Source organism: Alphaproteobacteria bacterium, from assembly GCA_005883305.1.
Classification (GTDB): Bacteria; Pseudomonadota; Alphaproteobacteria; order Sphingomonadales; family Sphingomonadaceae; genus Allosphingosinicella.
This window is the reverse complement of sequence record VBAC01000001.1, coordinates 2,397,342-2,416,471: the sequence shown is the minus strand read 5'-3', so window position 1 is coordinate 2,416,471 and position 19,130 is coordinate 2,397,342. Positions and strand designations below refer to the sequence as shown.

General features: G+C 68.9%; 20 protein-coding genes and 1 pseudogene. 13 read left to right on the top strand and 8 right to left on the bottom strand.

Annotation, left to right across the window (positions count from 1 at the left end):
- Window positions 1–69: 69 nt before the first annotated feature.
- The 4 genes from E6G92_12060 to sufC are packed head-to-tail and all read left to right on the top strand — an operon-like array spanning window position 70 to window position 3,612.
- Window positions 70–564, top strand: coding sequence for an Rrf2 family transcriptional regulator (locus tag E6G92_12060; protein TMJ20441.1), 495 nt, complete (start codon window positions 70–72; stop codon window positions 562–564).
- Window positions 561–2,033: a Fe-S cluster assembly protein SufB gene (gene sufB, locus E6G92_12055; protein ID TMJ20440.1), complete on the top strand. Its 1,473-nt coding sequence runs from the start codon at window positions 561–563 to the stop codon at window positions 2,031–2,033. The genes E6G92_12060 and sufB overlap by 4 nt, the downstream gene beginning before the upstream one ends.
- Window positions 2,030–2,776 (top strand): hypothetical protein, encoded by a 747-nt coding sequence (locus tag E6G92_12050; protein TMJ20439.1) that lies wholly within the window; start codon window positions 2,030–2,032, stop codon window positions 2,774–2,776. The genes sufB and E6G92_12050 overlap by 4 nt, the downstream gene beginning before the upstream one ends.
- Entirely contained in the window at window positions 2,776–3,612 is an 837-nt protein-coding gene (gene sufC / locus E6G92_12045; protein ID TMJ20438.1) for a Fe-S cluster assembly ATPase SufC, read from the top strand. The genes E6G92_12050 and sufC overlap by 1 nt, the downstream gene beginning before the upstream one ends.
- A gap of 16 nt (window positions 3,613–3,628) precedes the next feature.
- Here sufC and E6G92_12040 read toward each other — a convergent pair.
- Window positions 3,629–3,828: pseudogene (locus E6G92_12040) on the bottom strand (hypothetical protein).
- Between the two features lie 100 nt (window positions 3,829–3,928).
- Here E6G92_12040 and E6G92_12035 point away from each other — a divergent pair.
- From E6G92_12035 to E6G92_12015, 5 genes are all read left to right on the top strand, one after another.
- Complete coding sequence (locus E6G92_12035; protein TMJ20437.1) at window positions 3,929–5,095, top strand: SufD family Fe-S cluster assembly protein; 1,167 nt, start codon at window positions 3,929–3,931, stop codon at window positions 5,093–5,095.
- A 7-nt stretch (window positions 5,096–5,102) separates the two neighbouring features.
- Window positions 5,103–6,299: a cysteine desulfurase gene (locus E6G92_12030; protein TMJ20436.1), complete on the top strand. Its 1,197-nt coding sequence runs from the start codon at window positions 5,103–5,105 to the stop codon at window positions 6,297–6,299.
- Between the two features lie 10 nt (window positions 6,300–6,309).
- Complete coding sequence (locus tag E6G92_12025; GenBank protein TMJ20435.1) at window positions 6,310–6,780, top strand: SUF system Fe-S cluster assembly protein; 471 nt, start codon at window positions 6,310–6,312, stop codon at window positions 6,778–6,780.
- A 142-nt stretch (window positions 6,781–6,922) separates the two neighbouring features.
- Window positions 6,923–7,276: an iron-sulfur cluster assembly accessory protein gene (locus E6G92_12020; protein ID TMJ20434.1), complete on the top strand. Its 354-nt coding sequence runs from the start codon at window positions 6,923–6,925 to the stop codon at window positions 7,274–7,276.
- A gap of 27 nt (window positions 7,277–7,303) precedes the next feature.
- Entirely contained in the window at window positions 7,304–7,579 is a 276-nt protein-coding gene (locus E6G92_12015; GenBank protein ID TMJ20433.1) for a hypothetical protein, read from the top strand.
- A 1-nt stretch (window position 7,580) separates the two neighbouring features.
- Here E6G92_12015 and E6G92_12010 read toward each other — a convergent pair whose 3' ends face one another.
- Window positions 7,581–8,510 carry a hypothetical protein gene (locus E6G92_12010; GenBank protein ID TMJ20432.1) on the bottom strand — a complete coding sequence of 310 codons (930 nt, stop codon included), beginning with the start codon at window positions 8,508–8,510 and terminating at the stop codon, window positions 7,581–7,583.
- A 64-nt stretch (window positions 8,511–8,574) separates the two neighbouring features.
- Between E6G92_12010 and pheS the strand changes: the two genes are divergently transcribed.
- The 3 genes from pheS to E6G92_11995 are packed head-to-tail and all read left to right on the top strand — an operon-like array spanning window position 8,575 to window position 13,090.
- Window positions 8,575–9,657 (top strand): phenylalanine--tRNA ligase subunit alpha, encoded by a 1,083-nt coding sequence (pheS, locus tag E6G92_12005; protein TMJ20431.1) that lies wholly within the window; start codon window positions 8,575–8,577, stop codon window positions 9,655–9,657.
- Window positions 9,654–12,029, top strand: a complete 2,376-nt coding sequence (locus E6G92_12000) for a phenylalanine--tRNA ligase subunit beta (protein TMJ20430.1) — start codon at window positions 9,654–9,656, stop codon at window positions 12,027–12,029. The genes pheS and E6G92_12000 overlap by 4 nt, the downstream gene beginning before the upstream one ends.
- The gene (locus tag E6G92_11995) at window positions 12,029–13,090 is read left to right on the top strand and encodes a DUF2332 family protein (protein TMJ20429.1); all 1,062 of its coding nucleotides are present in this window, start codon (window positions 12,029–12,031) and stop codon (window positions 13,088–13,090) included. The genes E6G92_12000 and E6G92_11995 overlap by 1 nt, the downstream gene beginning before the upstream one ends.
- On the opposite strand, the gene E6G92_11990 is transcribed toward E6G92_11995, so the two are convergent.
- Genes E6G92_11990 through ftsE form a run of 5 tightly spaced genes read right to left on the bottom strand, consistent with a single transcriptional unit; the run spans window position 13,062 to window position 17,006 of the window.
- Window positions 13,062–14,126: a hyaluronidase gene (locus E6G92_11990; protein TMJ20428.1), complete on the bottom strand. Its 1,065-nt coding sequence runs from the start codon at window positions 14,124–14,126 to the stop codon at window positions 13,062–13,064. The two genes, E6G92_11995 and E6G92_11990, sit on opposite strands and share 29 nt — an antisense overlap.
- Complete coding sequence (locus E6G92_11985; GenBank protein ID TMJ20427.1) at window positions 14,123–14,815, bottom strand: 1-acyl-sn-glycerol-3-phosphate acyltransferase; 693 nt, start codon at window positions 14,813–14,815, stop codon at window positions 14,123–14,125. Before E6G92_11985 ends, E6G92_11990 begins: the two co-directional genes overlap by 4 nt.
- Before the next feature lie 9 nt (window positions 14,816–14,824).
- Window positions 14,825–15,364: a YdcF family protein gene (locus E6G92_11980; protein ID TMJ20426.1), complete on the bottom strand. Its 540-nt coding sequence runs from the start codon at window positions 15,362–15,364 to the stop codon at window positions 14,825–14,827.
- Window positions 15,361–16,257, bottom strand: a complete 897-nt coding sequence (locus E6G92_11975; GenBank protein TMJ20425.1) for an FtsX-like permease family protein — start codon at window positions 16,255–16,257, stop codon at window positions 15,361–15,363. The genes E6G92_11980 and E6G92_11975 overlap by 4 nt, the downstream gene beginning before the upstream one ends.
- Window positions 16,254–17,006 carry a cell division ATP-binding protein FtsE gene (gene ftsE / locus E6G92_11970; GenBank protein TMJ20424.1) on the bottom strand — a complete coding sequence of 251 codons (753 nt, stop codon included), beginning with the start codon at window positions 17,004–17,006 and terminating at the stop codon, window positions 16,254–16,256. Before ftsE ends, E6G92_11975 begins: the two co-directional genes overlap by 4 nt.
- Before the next feature lie 114 nt (window positions 17,007–17,120).
- Between ftsE and E6G92_11965 the strand changes: the two genes are divergently transcribed.
- Window positions 17,121–17,804, top strand: a complete 684-nt coding sequence (locus E6G92_11965; GenBank protein TMJ20423.1) for a hypothetical protein — start codon at window positions 17,121–17,123, stop codon at window positions 17,802–17,804.
- On the opposite strand, the gene E6G92_11960 is transcribed toward E6G92_11965, so the two are convergent.
- Window positions 17,782–19,074 (bottom strand): MATE family efflux transporter, encoded by a 1,293-nt coding sequence (locus E6G92_11960; protein ID TMJ20815.1) that lies wholly within the window; start codon window positions 19,072–19,074, stop codon window positions 17,782–17,784. The two genes, E6G92_11965 and E6G92_11960, sit on opposite strands and share 23 nt — an antisense overlap.
- Window positions 19,075–19,130: the final 56 nt, after the last annotated feature.

The window sequence follows — 19,130 nt, the reverse complement described above, 5'->3', positions numbered from 1 at the left end:
GGTTGATTTTCGTGCCTAAGACGACCAAAGGTCCAATCGGAACGAATCGATCCGATTGAGCCCGAGCCCATGCGCCTGTCCAGCCTCGCCGATTATGCCGTCGTGATGATGTCGGCCGCCGCGCGCCATTGCGGCCAAGCCGGGCTCGTGCCGGCGTCCAACGGAAAGCGCCCGAAGGTCAACGCGACGACGCTCGCCGCCGAGACCGGCATCCCGCTCCCCACCGCGCAGAAGCTGGTCAGCCGCCTGTCGACCGCCGGCCTGCTCGAATCGAGCCGCGGCACCGGGGGCGGAGTCCGCCTCGCGCGGCCTCCCGCCGCGATCAGCCTCGCCGACATCGTCGAGGCGGTCGAAGGACCCATCGAGATGACCAGCTGCGTCGACTCGGAGCGCCACGATTGTGTCCTCGAAGGGGCCTGCCAGGTCCGCCCCCACATGGGTGTCGTCAACCACGCGGTGCGCGGCGCACTGGCGGGGGTATCGCTGGCACAATTGTCCCGCTCCCCGGCCCAGGCCGGGACGAAGTCCTGGACCCCGACCTTCGCCGGGGAACAAGCGCGATGAGCGAGGTGCGCAACAAGGAAGCCCAGGACGCGGTCGACCGCGCCTCGACCTACGAATGGGGCTTCACCTCCGACATCGAGCAGGAGTTCGCGCCCAAGGGCCTCGATGAGGACACCGTCCGCTTCATCTCCGCCAAGAAGCAGGAGCCGGAGTGGATGCTCGACTGGCGGCTCAAGGCCTATCGCGCCTGGCTGACGATGGAGGAGGTGAGCTGGGCCAAGCTCGACATCCCCGAAATCGATTTCCAGGACGCTTATTATTACGCCGCGCCCAAGGCCAAGCCCAAGCTCGCCAGCCTCGACGAGCTCGATCCCGAGATTTTGCGAGTCTACGAAAAGCTCGGAATCCCGATCGAGGAGCAGAAGGTGCTCGCCGGAGTCGAGGGCGCGCGCAAGGTTGCGGTGGACGCGGTGTTCGACAGCGTCTCGGTCGCCACCACCTTCCGCAAGGAGCTGGAAGCGGCCGGGGTCATCTTCCGCTCCATCTCCGAGGCGATCCGCGACTATCCGGATCTGGTCCGCCAATATCTCGGCTCGGTGGTCCCCCAGCGAGACAATTATTTCGCGTGCCTCAACAGCGCGGTCTTTTCCGACGGCACCTTCGTCTACGTGCCGGAAGGCGTGCGCTGCCCGATGGAGCTCTCCACCTATTTCCGGATCAACGCCGAGAATACCGGCCAGTTCGAGCGCACGCTGATCGTCGCCGACAAGGGCAGCTACGTCTCCTACCTCGAAGGCTGCACCGCGCCGATGCGCGACGAGAACCAGCTCCACGCGGCGGTGGTCGAGATCTACGCCCACGAGGATGCGGAGGTGAAATACTCCACCGTCCAGAACTGGTATCCGGGCGATGCCGAGGGGAAGGGCGGCATCTACAATTTCGTCACCAAGCGGGCGATGTGCGCCGGAGCGCGCTCGAAGGTCTCGTGGACCCAGGTCGAGACCGGAAGCGCGATTACCTGGAAATATCCGTCCTGCATCCTGAAGGGCGAGGGCAGCGTCGGCGAATTCTATTCGGTCGCGGTCACCAACAATCGCCAGCAGGCCGATACCGGCACCAAGATGATCCACATCGGCGCCGGCAGCCGCTCGACGATCGTCTCCAAGGGGATCAGCGCCGGCAAGTCGAACAACACCTATCGCGGCCTCGTCCGGGTCAACGGCGGCGCCGAGAACGTGCGCAACTTCACCCAGTGCGATTCACTGCTGCTCGGCGACCAATGCGGCGCCCACACCGTGCCCTATATCGAGGTTCGCAACCCCACCGCGCAGATCGAGCATGAGGCGACCACCTCGAAGATCAGCGACGACCAGCTCTTCTACGCGATGTCGCGCGGCCTCAGCGCGGAGGATTCGGTCGCCCTGATCGTCAACGGCTTCGCCCGCGAGGTGCTCAAGCAGCTGCCGATGGAGTTCGCGGTCGAGGCGCAGAAATTGCTGGGGATCAGCCTTGAGGGGAGCGTCGGATGATCCTTGTTGCCGCGCTGCTGCTCGCCCAGGCCTCTCCTGCCGTTGCGAGGCCGAACGTTCCTCATGACGGCGTCGAGATCCCCAATCCGATCGCGCCGCCGGTTGAACGTTACATGCTCTGCCTCAGGCGGGAGATGGACCAGCGCGGCGGCATGAGCACGGCCGATCGCCAACGCTACCGGGACGCTGTCGAGGATTCGATTGACGCCTGCGGCCACACGAGGCGGACTACGCTTGCCGAGGCGGACCGGCTGCTCTCCCGAGAGCGTGATTATCGCGAGTCAGCTTATCGCGCCGCCGAGGTTCACCGCGTCTTCCGGGAATCGGAGCAGCAGATGCGCGACATGCCCGAGATTCTGGACGAGGAACGCCGCTATGGCGCTGGAGCCGCGGCGCGGCGCGAAGCGATGGCGCCGATCGACATCCCCTATCAGATCATGCCCGCATTCCAGACTTATGCGGCTTGCGTCAGCGGTCGCCTGAACGGCGATCCGCGCTTCGACGGCGCCGATCCGCAGATGCTCCGCCAGGCAAATCAGGACGCGCTGGCCGGCTGCCGCGAGGTGCGCGCGCAGCAGCTTGCGCGGGCGCTCGAATTGCAGACCGACAACCGGCTGTATGGCGGTCAGGCCAACGCGCAGGCGGCGGTGCGGCGCGCCTTCGATCGGTTCGACAGCGACTATCTGATCGAGGCCACGGTGCCCGCCACGCCCGGCGAAGACGCGGCGCCCAAGGATAAGTGATGCTCCAAATCGAAAACCTCCACGCCAATGTCGACGGCAAGGCGATCCTCAAGGGAATCAGCCTCGCGCTGAATCCTGGCGAGATCCATGCGATCATGGGGCCGAACGGGTCGGGCAAGTCGACTTTGTCCTACGTGCTCGCCGGGCGGCCGGGCTATGAGGTGACCGAAGGCTCGGTGATCTTTACTCCGCCTGCGTGCTCCGGCGAAGGCCGGAGCGTTTCGTCGCAGGCTTCGGGCGCGGGCGAGCAGGGCTCCGGCCTTGGCCGGAGCACAAGTGAGCCTATCGACCTGCTCGCGCTGGAGCCGCACGAGCGAGCGGCCAACGGCATGTTTCTCGGCTTCCAGTACCCGGTCGAGATTCCCGGCGTCTCGGGCGTCCAGTTCCTGCGCACCGCGCTCAACGCCCAGCGCCGCGCGCGCGGCGAGGCGGAATTGTCGGCGGGCGATTTCCTGCGCCTCGCCCGCGCCCAGGCCGACGCGCTCGGGCTCGATTTCGAGATGATGAAGCGTAGCGTCAACGTCGGCTTCTCTGGCGGTGAGAAGAAGCGAAACGAGATGGTCCAGATGGGGATCATCGATCCGAGGCTCGCCATCCTCGACGAGACCGATTCCGGCCTCGACATCGACGCGCTGCGAATCGTCGGCGAAGGGATCAACCGGATCATGCGCAAGCCCGACAAGGCCGTGCTGCTGATCACCCACTACCAGCGCCTGCTCGACATCGTGGAGCCCGATTTCGTCCACGTCCTCGCCGGCGGCCGGATCGTCCGCTCCGGCGGCGCCGAGCTCGCCCACGAGCTCGAGCGCGAAGGCTATGGGGAGATCGCTGCGTGAGCGCGGCCTTCCAATTCCTCCCCGGAACGGGAAGGGGGACCGTGCGAAGCATGGTGGAGGGGTCGGGGCCTTGCCACGCCCGCTTGCGCCGTCGACCCCACCACCACGCCGCTTCGCGTCGCGGTCCCCCTCGCCGTTCCGGGGAGGAGTTTGCGGCCCCTTTCCTACATGCCCCGAATCGTGCTTACATCGCTCCGATGCGCGACCGTCGCCCAGGCCTGCAAACAGGGACTGGCGGCGCGCTCGGGTCCGTGACTTTTTTTGCCCCAGGGAACCGGAAACTTCGGAAACTTCCGTTCAGGTTCGGGCGCGCCTGATGCCCCTCGACCTTCCCTCGAACCGCACGGAAGGCTGGCGCTGGAGCGATCTCTCCGCGCTTCCGGCGCTGGCTGAGGCGGCGCCCTCGGGGAAGGTTCCGGACGCGCTGCCCTGGATCGATTGCGACAAGGGCGTGCGGCTGCTGTTCGTCGACGGCGCTCTGCGCTCCGGCGACGTCGAATTCGCCCCGCTCAACATCGAGACCCGCCATCCGCTCGGCGGCCTCGCGGGCAAGAGCGGCTGGTCGCTGCGTCTCGGGCGGGATCAGGCGGCGCCCGGCCTCGTCCAGATCGTCCACGTCTCGACAGGCGCCGCCGACCATCTCGCGGCCGAGATGGTGCTCGATGCCGACGCGCAATGCTCGGTGGTCGAGACCTTCGTCGGCCAGGGCTGGGCCAACCGCCTGACCGCGATCCGCCTCGGCAAGAGCGCCCGGCTGATGCTGAGCCGGCGGCTGCTTGGGGAAAGCGGCTTCGTCAGCCTCACCGACCAGGCGGAATTGGGCGCGGGCGCGAGCCTGACGACGACCATGCTCGCGGCGGGCGGCGCAGACACCAGGCTCGACGGCGAGATTCTCCTCACTGGGGAGGAGGCCTATGCCGAGGCCGGTGGCGCGCTGCTCGCCCGCGGCCGTCAGCGGCACGATGCCAACCTCGTCATCCGCCACGCGGTGCCGAACGGCGTGAGCCGCCAGGTCTGGCGCTCGGTGGCGGACGACCGTTCCGCCTGCTCGGTCGCTGCCCGGGTCGAGGTCGCGCGCGGTGCGCAGAAGACCGACGCCGAGCAGAGCCTCAAGGGGCTCCTTCTGGCCCGCTCGGCAGTAATCAACGCCAAGCCCGAGCTCGAAATCTTCGCCGACGACGTCAAATGCGCGCACGGCGCGACGGTCGGCGAGCTCGACCGGGGCGCGCTCTTCTACCTCGAAAGCCGCGGCGTCGAGCCCGCCGAAGCGAAGAGCCTCCTGACCCGCGCCTTCGTCGCCGACGCGCTCGACCGGATCGGGGAGGAGGAGGTGCGCGCGACATTCTACGCGGATGCCGAGGAGTGGTTCGGAGGAGCCAAGCCCCTCCCCTTCAGGGGAGGGGTTGGGGTGGGGCCTGTCACGCAGCACGGCGTCTCGTCCACATCCCCCACCCCCGTCTCCTCCCCTGAAGGGGAGGGGTGAAGTGGACATGGCAGCTTCCACCCGCCCGCTCGACTGGCTCGCCGACTTCCCGGCGATCCCCGAAGGCTGGGCCTATCTCGACAGCGCGGCGACCGCGCAGAAGCCCAAAATGGTGATCGACGCGGTCGCCCGCGCCTATGGCGAGACCTACGCGACCGTCCATCGCGGCGTCTATCAGCGCTCGGCGGAGATGACGCTCGCCTTCGAGGCCAGCCGCGCCCGGGTCGCCCGCTTCATCGGCGCCGCCGCGGCGGAGGAGATCGTCTTCGTCCGCGGCGCGACCGAGGGGATCAACCTCGTCGCGCAGAGCTGGGGCCGCGACCACCTCAAGCCCGGCGACCGGATTCTGCTCTCGACGCTCGAGCACCACAGCAACATCGTCCCCTGGCAGATGACGGGAGCGGAGATCGACGTCGTTCCACTGACCGACGATCATCGCATCGACCTCGACGCGATGGCGGCGATGATCCGGCCCGAGCACAAGCTGGTCGCCCTCGCCCACGTCTCCAACGTGCTCGGCTCCACGCTCGACGCGAAGCGCGCCGCGGATATCGCCCATTCGGTCGGCGCGAAGCTGCTGCTCGACGGCTGCCAGGCGGTGCCGCGCATGCCGGTCGACGTCCGCGATCTCGATTGCGATTTCTACGTCTTCTCCGGCCACAAGCTCTACGGCCCCACGGGCATCGGTGTGCTCTGGGCGCGCGCGGAGATCCTCGAGGCCATGCCGCCCTGGCAGGGCGGCGGAGCGATGATCGACAGGGTGACGTTCGATCGCACCACCTACGCCCCGCCGCCGGCCCGGTTCGAGGCGGGGACTCCGCACGTCGTCGGCGTTGTCGGCCTGCACGCGGCGATCGACTATGTCGACGGCATCGGCCTCGGCTCGATCCGCGCCCACGAGGCCGCCCTGGTCCGCGAGACGCGCGACGCCCTGCGCGGCCTCAATTCGGTGCGCCTGTTCGGCCCCGAGAATTCGGCCGGCATCGTCAGCTTCGCGGTCGAGGGGGTTCATCCGCACGACGTCGGCACCATATTGGACGAGGAGCATGTCGCGGTCCGCGCCGGCCATCATTGCGCCCAGCCGCTGATGGCCGCGCTGGGGGTCGACGCGACGGCGCGGGCCAGCTTCGGAGTCTATAACGGGCCGCGCGACATCGAGGCGCTGGTGCGCGGAATCGAACGGGTAACGAGGATCTTCGGGTGAGCATCGTGTGATGGAGCAGGAACGCAAGATCGAGGTCGAGGAGGTCGAAGGCGTCGCGCCGCCGCCCAAGGCGCGCGTCGAGGACGTGCGCGAGGGCTATGAGCGCAAGCGCGACTATCTCGAAGGCTTCCTCTCCAGGCCGCCGCCCTCGGCCGAGCCAACGCCGGCCGAGCCTGGCGGCGACCTCTACGAGCAGGTGATCGCCGCGCTGAAGGACATTTACGACCCCGAAATCCCGGTCAACATCTACGATCTCGGGCTGATCTACGACGTCGAGATCACTCCCGAGCATCACGCCCGGATCAAGATGACTTTGACCACGCCGCACTGCCCCGTCGCCGAGTCCATGCCCGGCGAGGTCGAGCTTCGGGTCGGCGCGGTGCCGGGCATCGGCGATGCCGAGGTCGAATTGGTCTGGCAGCCGCCCTGGGACCCGCAGAAGATGACCGACGAGGCCCGGCTTGAACTGGGGATGTTGTGATGGTGCGACCGCACGCCCTAACCCGTTCGTCCCGAGCGAAGTCGAGGGACCCCGCCGAGCGAAGCCGAGGCTCTTTCTCGCTGCCGCTCGAAGGGGTGTCTCGACTTCGCTCGACACGAACGGATCAGAGGGGCATCGGGAGATGACGGTGCAGCAGAGAGCCCGACCCGCCGCCGTCACCCTCACTCCAGCCGCCGAGGCCCGCGTCGCCGAATTGATGGCGCGCGCGCCCGAGGGCGCGATCGGGGTCAAGCTGTCGACCCCGCGCCGCGGCTGTTCGGGCCTCGCTTACTCGGTCGATTACGTCACCGAGGAGGCGAAGTTCGACGAGAAGATCGAGACGCCGGGCGGCGCCTTCTATATCGACGGCGCGTCGGTCCTCTATCTCGTCGGATCGACGATGGACTGGCGCGAGGACGATTTCGTTGCCGGATTCGTCTTCGAAAATCCCAACGCCAAGGGCGCCTGCGGCTGCGGCGAGAGCTTCACCGTCTAAGCCCAAACCTTCAAGGAGAATTCGACGATGGCAGACGTGCGCGGCCGCACCTTCACTGGCGGCGAACAGGTGCGGGTGGACGATACCGCCTTTTTCGATTGCACCTTCGACGGCGCGCAGCTGCGCTATGGCGGCGGCGGCCTGCCGCGCTTCGAGAATTGCAATTTCGCCGACGCGAACTGGTATTACGACGATGCGGCGCTTCGCACGATCCAGCTGCTCCAGGCCTTCGCCAACGAGGGCGGAGTCGGCCGCGCCTTCATCGAGGATCTCTTCAGGCCCGGAAATTATATCGGCGAATAGCTCAGACGGGGCGCGGCACGCCGGGCCGGCCGGGCGCGCAGTCGAGCGCCGCGCGGTCCCAGCCGGCGAGGTCCGCGGCCGCCGCGTAGGTCGATTCCAGGAAGGCGAGGAGCGCCGAATCGGGGTCGGGTGCGCCGCGGACCTCTTCGTAGTCGAGCACGAACTCGCCCAAAGCGGGGTCGAAACGGGCCTCGCCCGGAGCGACATCGGCCTCCCCGAAGCCGGAGGGCTGCGGATAGGCGTAGGAATAGAAGAACGGCCCGCCCGGAGCGCCCGCTCCGCCGGGCCAGAAGCCGGCGCTGGACACTTCGTGGCTATAGGCCTCGCGGGTCACGTCGTCGGGCAGGTTGGGAATGCCGCCGGGATGGAGCGGCGCCCTCCGGCCCGAGAAGCGGGTGACGGCGAGATCGAAGCTGCCCCAGAAGAAGTGGACCGGGCTCACCTTGCCGAGGAAGGACGAGCGGAACAGCCGGAAGACCCGGTCCGCCTGGAGCAGGGCGCCGTGGAGACGGCGGGCAGTGTCCCGATCGTAGGCGCGAGGCTCCCGGTCGGCAGCGAAGGGAGTGGCAGGTTCGACTTCGTTGGGAACGGCGTAGATACGGACGTCGTGGCCCGCCTCCAACAGCATCGCGAGTCCCCTGGCGTGAAAATCGGCAACCGACATCGGCGCCAGCGGGACTGCCCGGCGTCCCTGCGCGTCCTCCAGCACCAGCGCGTGATCGACGAGATCGAAGCCGAGCGTGAACGTGCCAGCCTTGGAATGGATCGGCTCGGTGATCAGGCCGCGCGGGGTCACGTGAAGAGTCAGGTGCCAGCCATGGTTGCGCCATGGCGACAGCGCCGTCGGCACCTTCCCCACCACCTGAGAGAAGAGGTGCAGCGCGACGATCGTCGGCCGATCGTCGGCGGTAAGGACGGGCCACGCGTTCATGCGCCATCTCTAGCCCAATGCTCGGGGGTTTTCATGCGCTCCCTTTCTCCTCTAGGGGCGAGGCATGGGCAGCGACCTCGACGTTATGAAAGACGACTGGCTCGGCCGGATCGAAGCGGCGGCTGATTTGCCGGCGCTCGAGGCGGCGCGAGTCGCGGCTCTGGGCAAGCAGGGCGCCGTGACGGGACTGCTCAAGACCCTCGGCGCCATGTCGCCCGAGGAGCGCCAGGCCGAGGGGCCGCGAATCCACGGCCTGCGCGAGGCGGTGACCGAGGCGCTTGCGGCGCGGAAGAACGCGCTTGAGGAGGCCGATCTCGAGCGCCGGCTGGCGACCGAGCGGATCGACATGACGCTGCCGGTCGCGCTTTCGGCCGAGGGCAGCGTCCATCCGATCAGCCAGGTGCTCGACGAGCTGGCCGAAATCTTCGCCGATCTCGGCTTCTCGGTCGCGACCGGCCCCGAGATCGAGGACGACTGGCACAATTTCACAGCGCTCAACATCCCCGAAAGCCATCCGGCGCGGGCGATGCACGACACCTTCTACTTCGACCGGGCGGACGAAAGCGGCCGCCCGATGCTTCTGCGCACCCACACCTCGCCGGTGCAGATCCGCGCCATGCAGACGCAGAAGCCGCCGCTCTACCTGATCGCGCCGGGCCGCGTGTACCGCTCCGACAGCGATGCGACCCACACGCCGATGTTCCATCAGGTGGAGGGGCTGGTAATCGATCGCGGAATCACGCTCGGCCATCTCAAATGGACTCTGGAGACCTTCCTCAAGGCCTTTTTCGAGCGCGACGACATCGTCCTTCGGCTGCGACCGTCCTACTTCCCCTTCACCGAGCCCTCGGCCGAGGTGGATATCGGCTACCGCATCGAGAAAGGCCGGCGCGTGCTCGGCGGCAGCGACCATTGGATGGAGCTTCTCGGCTCCGGAATGGTCCACCCGCGCGTGCTCGCCAATTGCGGGCTCGATCCCGACGAATGGCAGGGCTTCGCCTTCGGCTGCGGGATCGACCGGCTGGCGATGCTCAAATACGGAATGGACGACCTGCGCGCCTTCTTCGACGGCGACCTTCGCTGGCTGAAGCATTACGGCTTTGGCGCGCTCGACGTTCCGACCCTCTCGGGAGGCGTCGGCGCATGAAGTTCACCCTTTCGTGGCTGAAGGAGCATCTCGAGACGGATGCGACTTTGGACGAAATCGTCGCGGCGCTCACCCGCGTCGGCCTCGAGGTCGAGGGCGTCGAGAACGCGGCCGAAAAGCTCGCGCCCTTCGTCGTCGCGGAGGTGCTGACCGCGGCACCGCACCCGCAGGCCGACAAGCTCCAGGTGCTCACGGTCGACGCGGGCACCGGCGAGACGATCCAGGTCGTCTGCGGCGCGCCCAATGCGCGCGCCGGCCTCAAAGGCGTGTTCGGCGCCCCCGGCGCCTATGTGCCGGGCAGCGACCTGACGCTGAAGGTGGCGGCAATTCGCGGAGTCGAGAGCCGCGGAATGATGTGCTCGGTGCGCGAGCTTGAGCTCGGCGACGCGCATGAAGGGATCATCGAGCTTCCCGTCGACGCGCCGGTCGGTGCCGCTTATGCCGAGTGGGCCGGGCTCGACGACCCGGCGATCGACGTCTCCGTCACCCCCAACCGGCAGGACGCGATGGGGGTCCAGGGAATCGCCCGCGATCTCGCCGCGGCGGGTCTCGGCACGCTGAAGCCGGTCGAGGCGCCGCCGGTCGCGGGCACTTATCCCTGTCCGATCGAGATCCGCACCGACGACCCGCAAGGCTGCCCCGCTTTCTACGGCCGCGTCATCCGCGGGGTGCGCAACGGCCCCTCGCCCGACTGGCTGCAGCGGCGGCTGAAGGCGGTCGGACAGCGGCCGATCAGCGCCCTGGTCGATCTCACCAACTACATCATGCTGACCTACGGCCGGCCGCTCCACGTCTACGACCTGGCGACCCTGAAAGGCGCGCTCGTCGCCCGCCGCGCGCGCGACGGCGAGGAGGTGCTGGCGCTCAACGGCAAGAGCTACCGGCTCGATCCCTCGATGACCGTGATCGCCGACGATGAAGCCGTCCACGACATCGGCGGGATCATGGGCGGCGAGCATAGCGGAGTCACCGAAGCGACCGCCGACATCCTCATCGAATGCGCCTATTTCGATCCCGAGCATATCGCTCTGACCGGACAAAAGCTGGCCCTCTTCTCGGACGCGCGGAGCCGGTTCGAGCGCGGCGTCGATCCCGCCTTCCTCGAGGATGGGCTGCAGCTGGCGACGGCGATGGCGATCGATCTGGCGGGCGGCGAGCCGTCCCAAGTCGTCCGCGCCGGCGCGCCTCCGCAAGCGGCCAAGGTCATCGCCTACGATCCCGCCCGCTGCGCCGCCCTCGGCGGCCTCGACGTGCCGGACGACCGCCAGCAGGACATCCTTCAGCGGCTCGGCTTCACCGTGACTCGGGGCGATGTCTGGCAAATCGCGGTTCCGAGCTGGCGGCGCGACGTGGACGGCGCGGCCGACCTTGTCGAGGAGGTCGTTCGGATCGAGGGCATCGACAATGTCCCTTCGACCGCGCTGCCGCGCGCGCCCGGCGTCGCCCGCCCGACGGCGACCGCCGAGCAGCTGGTCGAGCGCGACGCGCGGCGGGCCGCTGCCGCGCGCGGGCTCAACGAGGCGGTCACCTGGAGCTTCATTTCCGAAGCCGAGGCCGCGCCCTTCGGTGGCTCCGCCTGGCTGCTCGCCAATCCGATCAGCGAGGAGATGAAGGCGATGCGCCCTTCGCTCCTGCCCGGTCTGCTCGCCGCCGCAGCGCGCAACATCGCCCGCGGCGCCGAAAGCGTGCGCCTGTTCGAGATCGGACGGCGCTACCTGGATGAGGGCGAGCGGCCGACGATCGGCCTGGTCCTCGCAGGCCCACGCGCCGCGCGCCACTGGAGCGGCAAAAGCAGTTCGGTCGACGCCTATGACGCCAAGGCGGAGGCGCTCGCTTTGCTTGCCGCCGCCGGCGCTCCGGTCGACAATCTGCAGGTCGTGGGCGAGGCCTCCCAAGTCTATCACCCCGGCCAGTCCGGCCGCCTGTGCCTCGGCCCGAAGAACGCGCTCGCCGAGTTCGGCGCCTTGCATCCCAGGACCGCCAAGGCGTTCGACCTCGACGGCCCGGTCGTCGCGGCGGAAATCTTCCTCGACGCGATCCCGCAGAAGCGCGGCGGCGCCGGCCATATGCGGAGCGCCTATGCGCCGCCCGCGCTCCAGGCGGTGAAGCGCGACTTCGCCTTCCTCGTCACCGCCGATCTGCCGGCCGACCAGCTGCTGCGCGCCGTGCGCGGCGCGGACAAGACGGCGATTGCCGGCGTGGGCCTGTTCGACGTCTTCACCGGCCAAGGCGTTCCGCAGGGCCGGAAATCGCTGGCGATCGAGGTCACGCTCCAGCCCGGCGAGAAGAGCTTCACCGAAGAGGAGATCAAGGCCATCTCCGAGCGCATCGTCGCCGCCGCTGCAAAGCTCGGGGCGAATTTGCGCGCCTGATGGCGGGCGAAGCGGACATTCGCGCCGCTTTCGCACAGCAGGCCTTTTACTGCGATTCGCTCTTCGCGCCCCTTACCGGACTGGTCTGCGCCTTGCTGGGAGAGCGGCTCGATCGCACCACCCTGATCGGCCGGCGCGTCCTGGAGTGGCCCGGCAATCCCGCCCCGATCGGCGACGCGCTCGCGCTTAGGGTCTACGGCGGCCTCCATTTTCTGGTCCGGAACGGCACGGCGCCCCACCTGGCGGCGCTCTATCCGCCCGCGCCGCTGCCGCATCCGGATCGGCTCTGGGACGCGCTGTCGCGGCTGCTCGACGAGGAAAGGCTCGCCGCCTGGCTCGACGGCCCGCCCCAGACCAACGAAGTCGGCCGCGCCGCGGTGCTGATGAGCGGGCTGCTGGTCGTCGCTCACCGGTTCGGCCTGCCGCTCCGGCTCTATGAGCTCGGCGCCAGCGCCGGCCTCAACCTCAACCTCGACCGCTATCGCTACGACCTCGGCGGCCGCGCGGCGGGCGACGCGGCCTCGCCGCTGTTGCTTAAACCCGATTGGTCGGGCCCGCCCCCGCCCGACGCGCGGATATCCATCGAGGACCGCGCGGGCGTCGATCTCGACCCCGTTCCGCTGCCCGCCGGACGCGAGCGGCTGCTCGCCTATGTCTGGGCCGACCAGACGGAGCGGATCGCCCGCCTCGAGTCCGCGCTGGAGATCGCCGCTATCGCGCCGCCGCGGATCGACCAGGGCGACGCCGCGGAGTGGATCGAGGCCGCGCTCGCGCCGGAGCCCGAGCCCGGCGTCGCGCGCGTCGTGATGCACTCGGTCGCCTACCATTACTTCCCCGTGGACCGACGCGGACGAATCGCCCGGCATATCGAAGCGGTCGGCGCTGCGGCGAGCGCAGGCGCCCCGCTCGCCTGGCTGCGCTACGAGGAGAATGAGGGTGAGGGCCGGTTCAGCCTGCGGCTGCGGACCTGGCCGGGCGAGGATATGCTGCTCGCCTGGACCCATCCTCACGGACAGTCGGTGGAGTGGCTCGCTACTGCGTCTGAACCAGTTCGTCGGTGACATTCCAATAGCCGTCCAGCCACTGCACGATCTCCTGCGCGGCGGGATGGGCGAAGGCCGAATAGCGCAGGTGCAGCGCCGCGCGCCGCTCGCCAAGCCGGTCGAGCCCGCGGTCCTGAAGAGTGAGGACGTCCTTCGCCAAGCGCCCGGCAAGCTCCTCGCCGAGCACCGCTCGGGCCGCGCGGTCGAACGCCGCGCGATATTGATAGGCGTCTCCTTGCGCGTAGCTTTCGGCCAGAGTCAGCAGCGGCACCCGGCTGAGCAAGGGCTGGGAAGCCGGGTTCACGCCGTGCCCCGCAATGTGCGCGCCGATCGCGGCCGGGCGGCCGGTGAAGGCGCGCAGGTGCAGATGCTGCGACATTCGGGCGCCGTCGTTGACCGGGTAATTGTCCCACAGCACGGGCTTTCTCCGAAGCTGCTCGGCGACTCGCGCGAGGTGGCCGGGGCTGAATTCGCGGCTGCACACCTCCTCGCCGGTCCAGAAGATCCGGATCGCGGGATCGAGCAGGCGGCCGAGCTGCTCGAGATAGAGGGGAGGCCTTTGGCCGAAGGCGACGTCGAGGATCGGATCGTCCGAATAATAAGAGGGGCAGCACAGGATCCGGCTCACGCCGCTGCGCTCGGCGGCGAAGTGAACGATCGCCGCCTGGCGCTGGGCGAGGTCGGGAACGTCGCCGCGCATGTCGTCGAACAGGATGGCGAGGTCGTCGGGCTTCAGGTGCGCGAGCGCTGCGAGCTTGGCCGCGAGCCGGTCCTGCCAGCCGCGCTCCGGATGGAGGTGAAGCTCGAACGGGCTGAGGCCGATGCCGAAGCGAACGCCCTCGCGCCGGCACGTCTCGCGCAGCGCGAGCAACAGCGCCAGCTCGGGCTCCGGGTGCGGCTCCTGCCAGCGGCGGCGGAGATAGGCGTCGGCCTTGGGCGCGTAGAGATAGGAGCGATAGCCGTGGGGGCCGAGGAAGCGCACGGCTTCGTCGCGCTGCGCCCACGTCCAGGGGCGGCCGAAAAAGCCTTCGATGATCCCAAGCTCCGGAGTCACGCCCCAGTCTCCAAAGCATTGATGGCGGCGTGGACCCGGGATTCGATCTCGTCGCGCTTGAGGCCGGGCGGAATCGTCTCGCCGAAGCGGAAGGTGACGATTCCCGGCCGCTTGACGAAGCTGTTGCGCGGCGAAAGCCGGCCGCTGTCGAGCGCCACCGGGACGACCGGCAGCTTCAGTGCGCGGTAGAGCCCGGCGAAGCCAGGCTGGAGCGGCGGAGTTTCGCCGGGCGGAACGCGTGTGCCCTCGGGGTAGATCAGGATCGGGCGGCCCTCGGCGCTCGCCTGCTCGGCGGCGCGCATCATCTGCCTGAGCGCCGTCGCGCCGGCCGAGCGATCAACCGGAATGACGCCATAGCGTCGCACCACCCAGCCCCAGAGCGGAATGCCGATGAGCTCGCGCTTCAGCACCATCGCCGGCTCGTTGAGCATCAGCACGATTTCCAGCGTCTCGTACATCGATTGATGCTTGACCGCGACGAGCACCGCCCCGCGCGGCGGATCGCCCTCAACGCGGGTGCGGATGCCGAGAATGTGGCGCGCACACCAGCGGTGGGCTCGCGCCCAGAGATGGGCCCAGGACCGCAGGGCATGAGTCCCCAACAGGCTGACGGGAAAGGAGAGGAGCACCGCCACCACCGTCCAGCCGTAGAAGACCAAAGCGAAGAGGAGCGAGCGCAAGAGCGCCATGCCGAAGCCCTAGATTCCGACGAGATCGGCGGCCCGGCCGAGCAGATATTTGTTATATTCGACGAAGATCGCCCGGAAATCGGCCTGGGTCGGAACCCCGTCGGCAACGATCGAGACCTCGTCGCCGACGCGCTTGCGCAGCTCGTATTTGGCACGGCGCATGTGAAGATCGTTGGTAACCAGCCGGATCGAACGGACGTGGCGCCGGTCGAGCCAGCGGGCGACCTCGTCCGCGTTGGAGCGGGTATCGAACGCTTCGCGCCCAAGCGTGATGCAACAGGCGAAAAGGCGCGGATCGACGCTATAGGCGGCCTCCAGCTCCTCCGGCCGAACGGTGCGGGCGACGCCGGAGATCAGCATCTGGCGCGAAAGCCCGCGTTGCATCAGCTCGAAGCCGCGGTCGAGCCGGCCCGAGCCGCCGGTGAGGACGACGATCGCCTCGGTCCGTTCCTCGCCCGCCGGGCGGGGGAGAAGGATGGCGAACAAGGCGTAGCCGATCAGATAGACCAGCAAGCCGAAAGCGATCAGGCGGAACAGCCAGCGGATCATAGCATCCGCCCCAGGGCTTTGAGAATCGTCAGGCGCGCGACCAGCATGGCGAGGAAAACGCCGAAAGCCGGCAAAGCGACCAAAACGCCCCATGCGGGCGCCGGCACCGCGGCCGAGCCGAGCAGCTCGGAGCCCAGCGCGGAGACTCGCTCGCCGATGCCGATCAGGACCAGCGCCGCGAGGATGAAGCCGAGCAGGCCGCCGAACAAAGCGTCGAGCGCGATCCGCCGCTGGAACAGCCGCGCGACCTGGACGTCGGTCGCGCCCATGAGATGGAGGATCTCGATCGTTCCGCGATGCGTGTCGAGCGCCGCGCGCGCGGCGAGCACCACGGTCGCCGCCGTCGCTCCGACCATCAGCAGGACGAGGCCGACCGCGAGCCATTTGAGCGCGCCGATCAGCGAGGCGAGCGGCGCCAGCCATTGGCCGTTGTCGTCGACCCGAGCGGCGGGCGCGGCGGCGGCGACTGCGCCGCGAAGGCGATCGAGCGAGCGATGGGCCTCTGCAGTCATGTCGACGTCGATCAGTGCCGGTACCGGAATGTCGCTCTCGAGCCCGCCCGCCCCGAGCCAGGGCTCGAGCAGCCGTTGCACCTCCGTCTCGGGCACCGGCCGCACCGCGGTGACTCCGGGAAGGTTCTGAACCGCGCGCGCGGCCGCCGCCGCCTGGGCGCGGCGCAGGTCCGGATTGGCTTCGACGACCTGGATGGTGATCCGGGTCCCGATCTGCGCGTCGAAGCGCGAGGCGGCGCCGGCGAGGCCGAGCCCCGCCGCCGCGGCGAGAACGGTCAGGAACATCATGATCGCGATGACCCACGGCATCGGCCCGGCCACCCGGCCTTCGGGAAGCAGACCCTTTTCGGCCGTTCCGAACTTGCGCGCGTCGGCCCTCATGCCTCGGGCCTCTTGGGCGGATGGCGCAGCGCCCCGGTGGGGTCCGCGACCTGGCCGCGGTCCAGCCGGAGCATCTCCGAACGCGGCACCTCGGTCAGCAGATGGAGATCGTGGGTCGCGACGATGATCGTCGTGCCGAGCTTGTTGAGGCTGTCGAACAGATAGAGCAGGCGCCGCGCCATGTCCGGATCGACGTTGCCCGTCGGCTCGTCGGCGACCAGCAGTTCGGGCCGGCCGATCACCGCGCGGGCGATGGCGACGCGCTGCTGCTCTCCGCCCGACAGGGTCGCCGGGCGAGCACTCGCCCGGTCTGCGAGCCCCACCCAGGCCAGCATCTCGTTGACCGGATTTTCCAAATCCTTGTCCTCGACCCCGGCCACCCGCAGCGGAAGCGCGACATTGTCGAAAGTGGAGAGATGCGGAACGAGGCGGAAATCCTGGAAGACCACGCCGATCCGCCGCCTGAAGCCCGGGAGCCGCCCGCGAGGCATCGTGACGATGTCCTCGCCGAACAGCCGAATCAGCCCGCGGCTCGGCCGGAGCGCGAGATAAAGCAGCTTCAGCAGCGAAGTCTTGCCGGCGCCCGACGGGCCGGTGAGGAAGTAGAACCCGCCTTCGCGAAGGGAAAAGGAGAGATCGGACAGCGTCTCGGCGCCGGTGCCGTAGCGCAGCCCGACATTTTCGAACTGGACGATCGACCCGGCGTTCAGAGCGGCCTCCCCGGCACCTTCATGGCCCCGCAATGGCATGACCGCAGCGCCCCAACAAGCGTCTCGCGCGCCTGTCGCGCCTTCCGGCGCGCTTGCCACGACGGAACCGACCGTGCTTAGAGTCGCTTCCTGCGTTCGGAGTGCTTGACGCCAATGATCCTCTCCTGCCCGTCCTGCAAGACCCGCTACGTCGTGCCGGACAGCGCGATCGGGCCGACCGGCCGCAAGGTGCGCTGCGCGAGCTGCCGCTTTTCCTGGGTGCAGGATCCCGCCCCGCTGGACCTCCAGGACGCCGCTCCGGCTGCGCCGCCTCCCCCCGCTGGGCCGGGGCCGCGGGAGGAGCCGCCGCCCCCGCCCTCCTGGCGCGAGCCCGCTCCCGAGGCGCCGCCGCCCGTCTATCCCCAATCGGGGCGGCCCCGGCGCAACTGGGGACGGATCTGGACGATCGTCGCGGTGGTCGCGGCGGCGCTGATGATCGGTGCCGTGCTCGCGCTCCAATATTTCGGGCTGCCCGGAGTCGGCCGGAGCTTCGGCATCCCGGTGCGCACGGTCAGCAACCTCGACATACGCGGCCAGGCGGACCGGCGGCGGCTGGAGAGCGGCAACGAGCTTCTCGCCGTCCATGGCGAGATCGCCAACCAGACCGACGAGGTGCAGCGAGTCCCGCAGATCCGCGCCGAGCTCAAGGACGGGCAGGGCCGGGTGGTTTACGCCTGGTCGATCGCTCCGCCGGTGCGCGAGCTTCAGGCGCGCGGCCGCGTTCCGTTCGACAGCGCCGAGATGGACGTGCCGCGCGGCGGCCGCACCTTGAGCCTCAGCTTCGGCCCGATATCCTGAGCACGAAGGCCAGCCGGCCGAACTGAAGCGAGGCACAGGCGAGCATTCCCAGGCCCGCCGCATAAGCGAGCCCGTCCGGCCCCCATCCCCGAGCGACCAGCAGCCAGCCGAGGCCGCCGGTGACGACGAAGAAGCCGGCGATCCCGTTGAGCCCCGCCCAGACCTGCTCGCCCAATGAGCGCAAGGCCGCGCCGAACACATATTGAAGCCCGTCGAAGACGAGGAAGGCGGCCATGATCCCCAGCATCGAGGCGGCGAGCGACAGCACCTCGGGATCGTCGGAGAAGGGCAGCACCAGAATTCGAGCGAACAGGACGAGCGCGAGGGACAGGATGCCCAAGGTTCCCAAAGCGAGCCCGCCGGCGATCAGGCTTCGCGACCACGCCCGATCGCGCTCGCCCGCGCCGACCGCGTTGCCGACCCGAACGCCGGCGGCCGAGCCGAAGCCCATCGACAGCGCGAAGACGAGGTTGTGAAGCGAGAGCATCGCCTGGAAGCCGGCCGCGGGCGCGTTGCCGAGCCGTGTGGAGAGCACCATCAGCCAGGCGAAGCCCGCCAGCTCGAGCGACGCGCCGATCGCCGGAACGAGGCCGAACCAGGCAAGCTCCGGAACGCCCTTCAGCGCGCGGCGGAGCGCCGCCGGTCCGAAATCGCGCACGCGGCGCTCCCCGGCGCGCGGCAGCAGCCAGATCAAGGCGAGCATGAAGACGGTGCCGAGCCAGGAGGTGGTGGCGGTTGCGTAAGCGGCGCCCACCGCGCCCAGCGCCGGCAGCCCCAGATGCCCGCCGACCCACGCCCAGGCCAGCACGGCGTTGACCGGCAGCATGCACAGATTGACGGTCATCACCCGCCGCGGCCGGCTGATTCCTTCGAGGAAGTAGGACGAGGCCGCGAGCACCAATTGCGCCGGAAAGGCGAGCGCCATCGCCTGAACGACCGCCGCGCCCGGCCGGAGCAGGCTCGGCTCGACGCCGACCAGGGCGAGAAGATCGTAGGCCCACAGCCCCAGAACGGCGAAGATCATCACGCCGAGGACGAGCCCGAGCGCGAGGCCCGAGCGAAAGATATCGCCCGTCTCCGCGAGCCGGCCGGCACCGTCTGCGCGGGAGGCGTAGACCAGAACCCCGGAAAGCCCGGAAAAGCCCATGACGATGGCGATGAAGGTCAGCGTCCGGCTCGCCGCCAGCGCGGCCAACTCCCCGGTCCCGTAATGGCCAACGACGGCGACGTCGACGATGTGCATCATCGTCCAGTTGAGGCTGGTCAGCATGATCGGCCAGGCGAGCCGCAATATGCGCTTCGCCTCCGCGATTGCAGCAGTCCGGT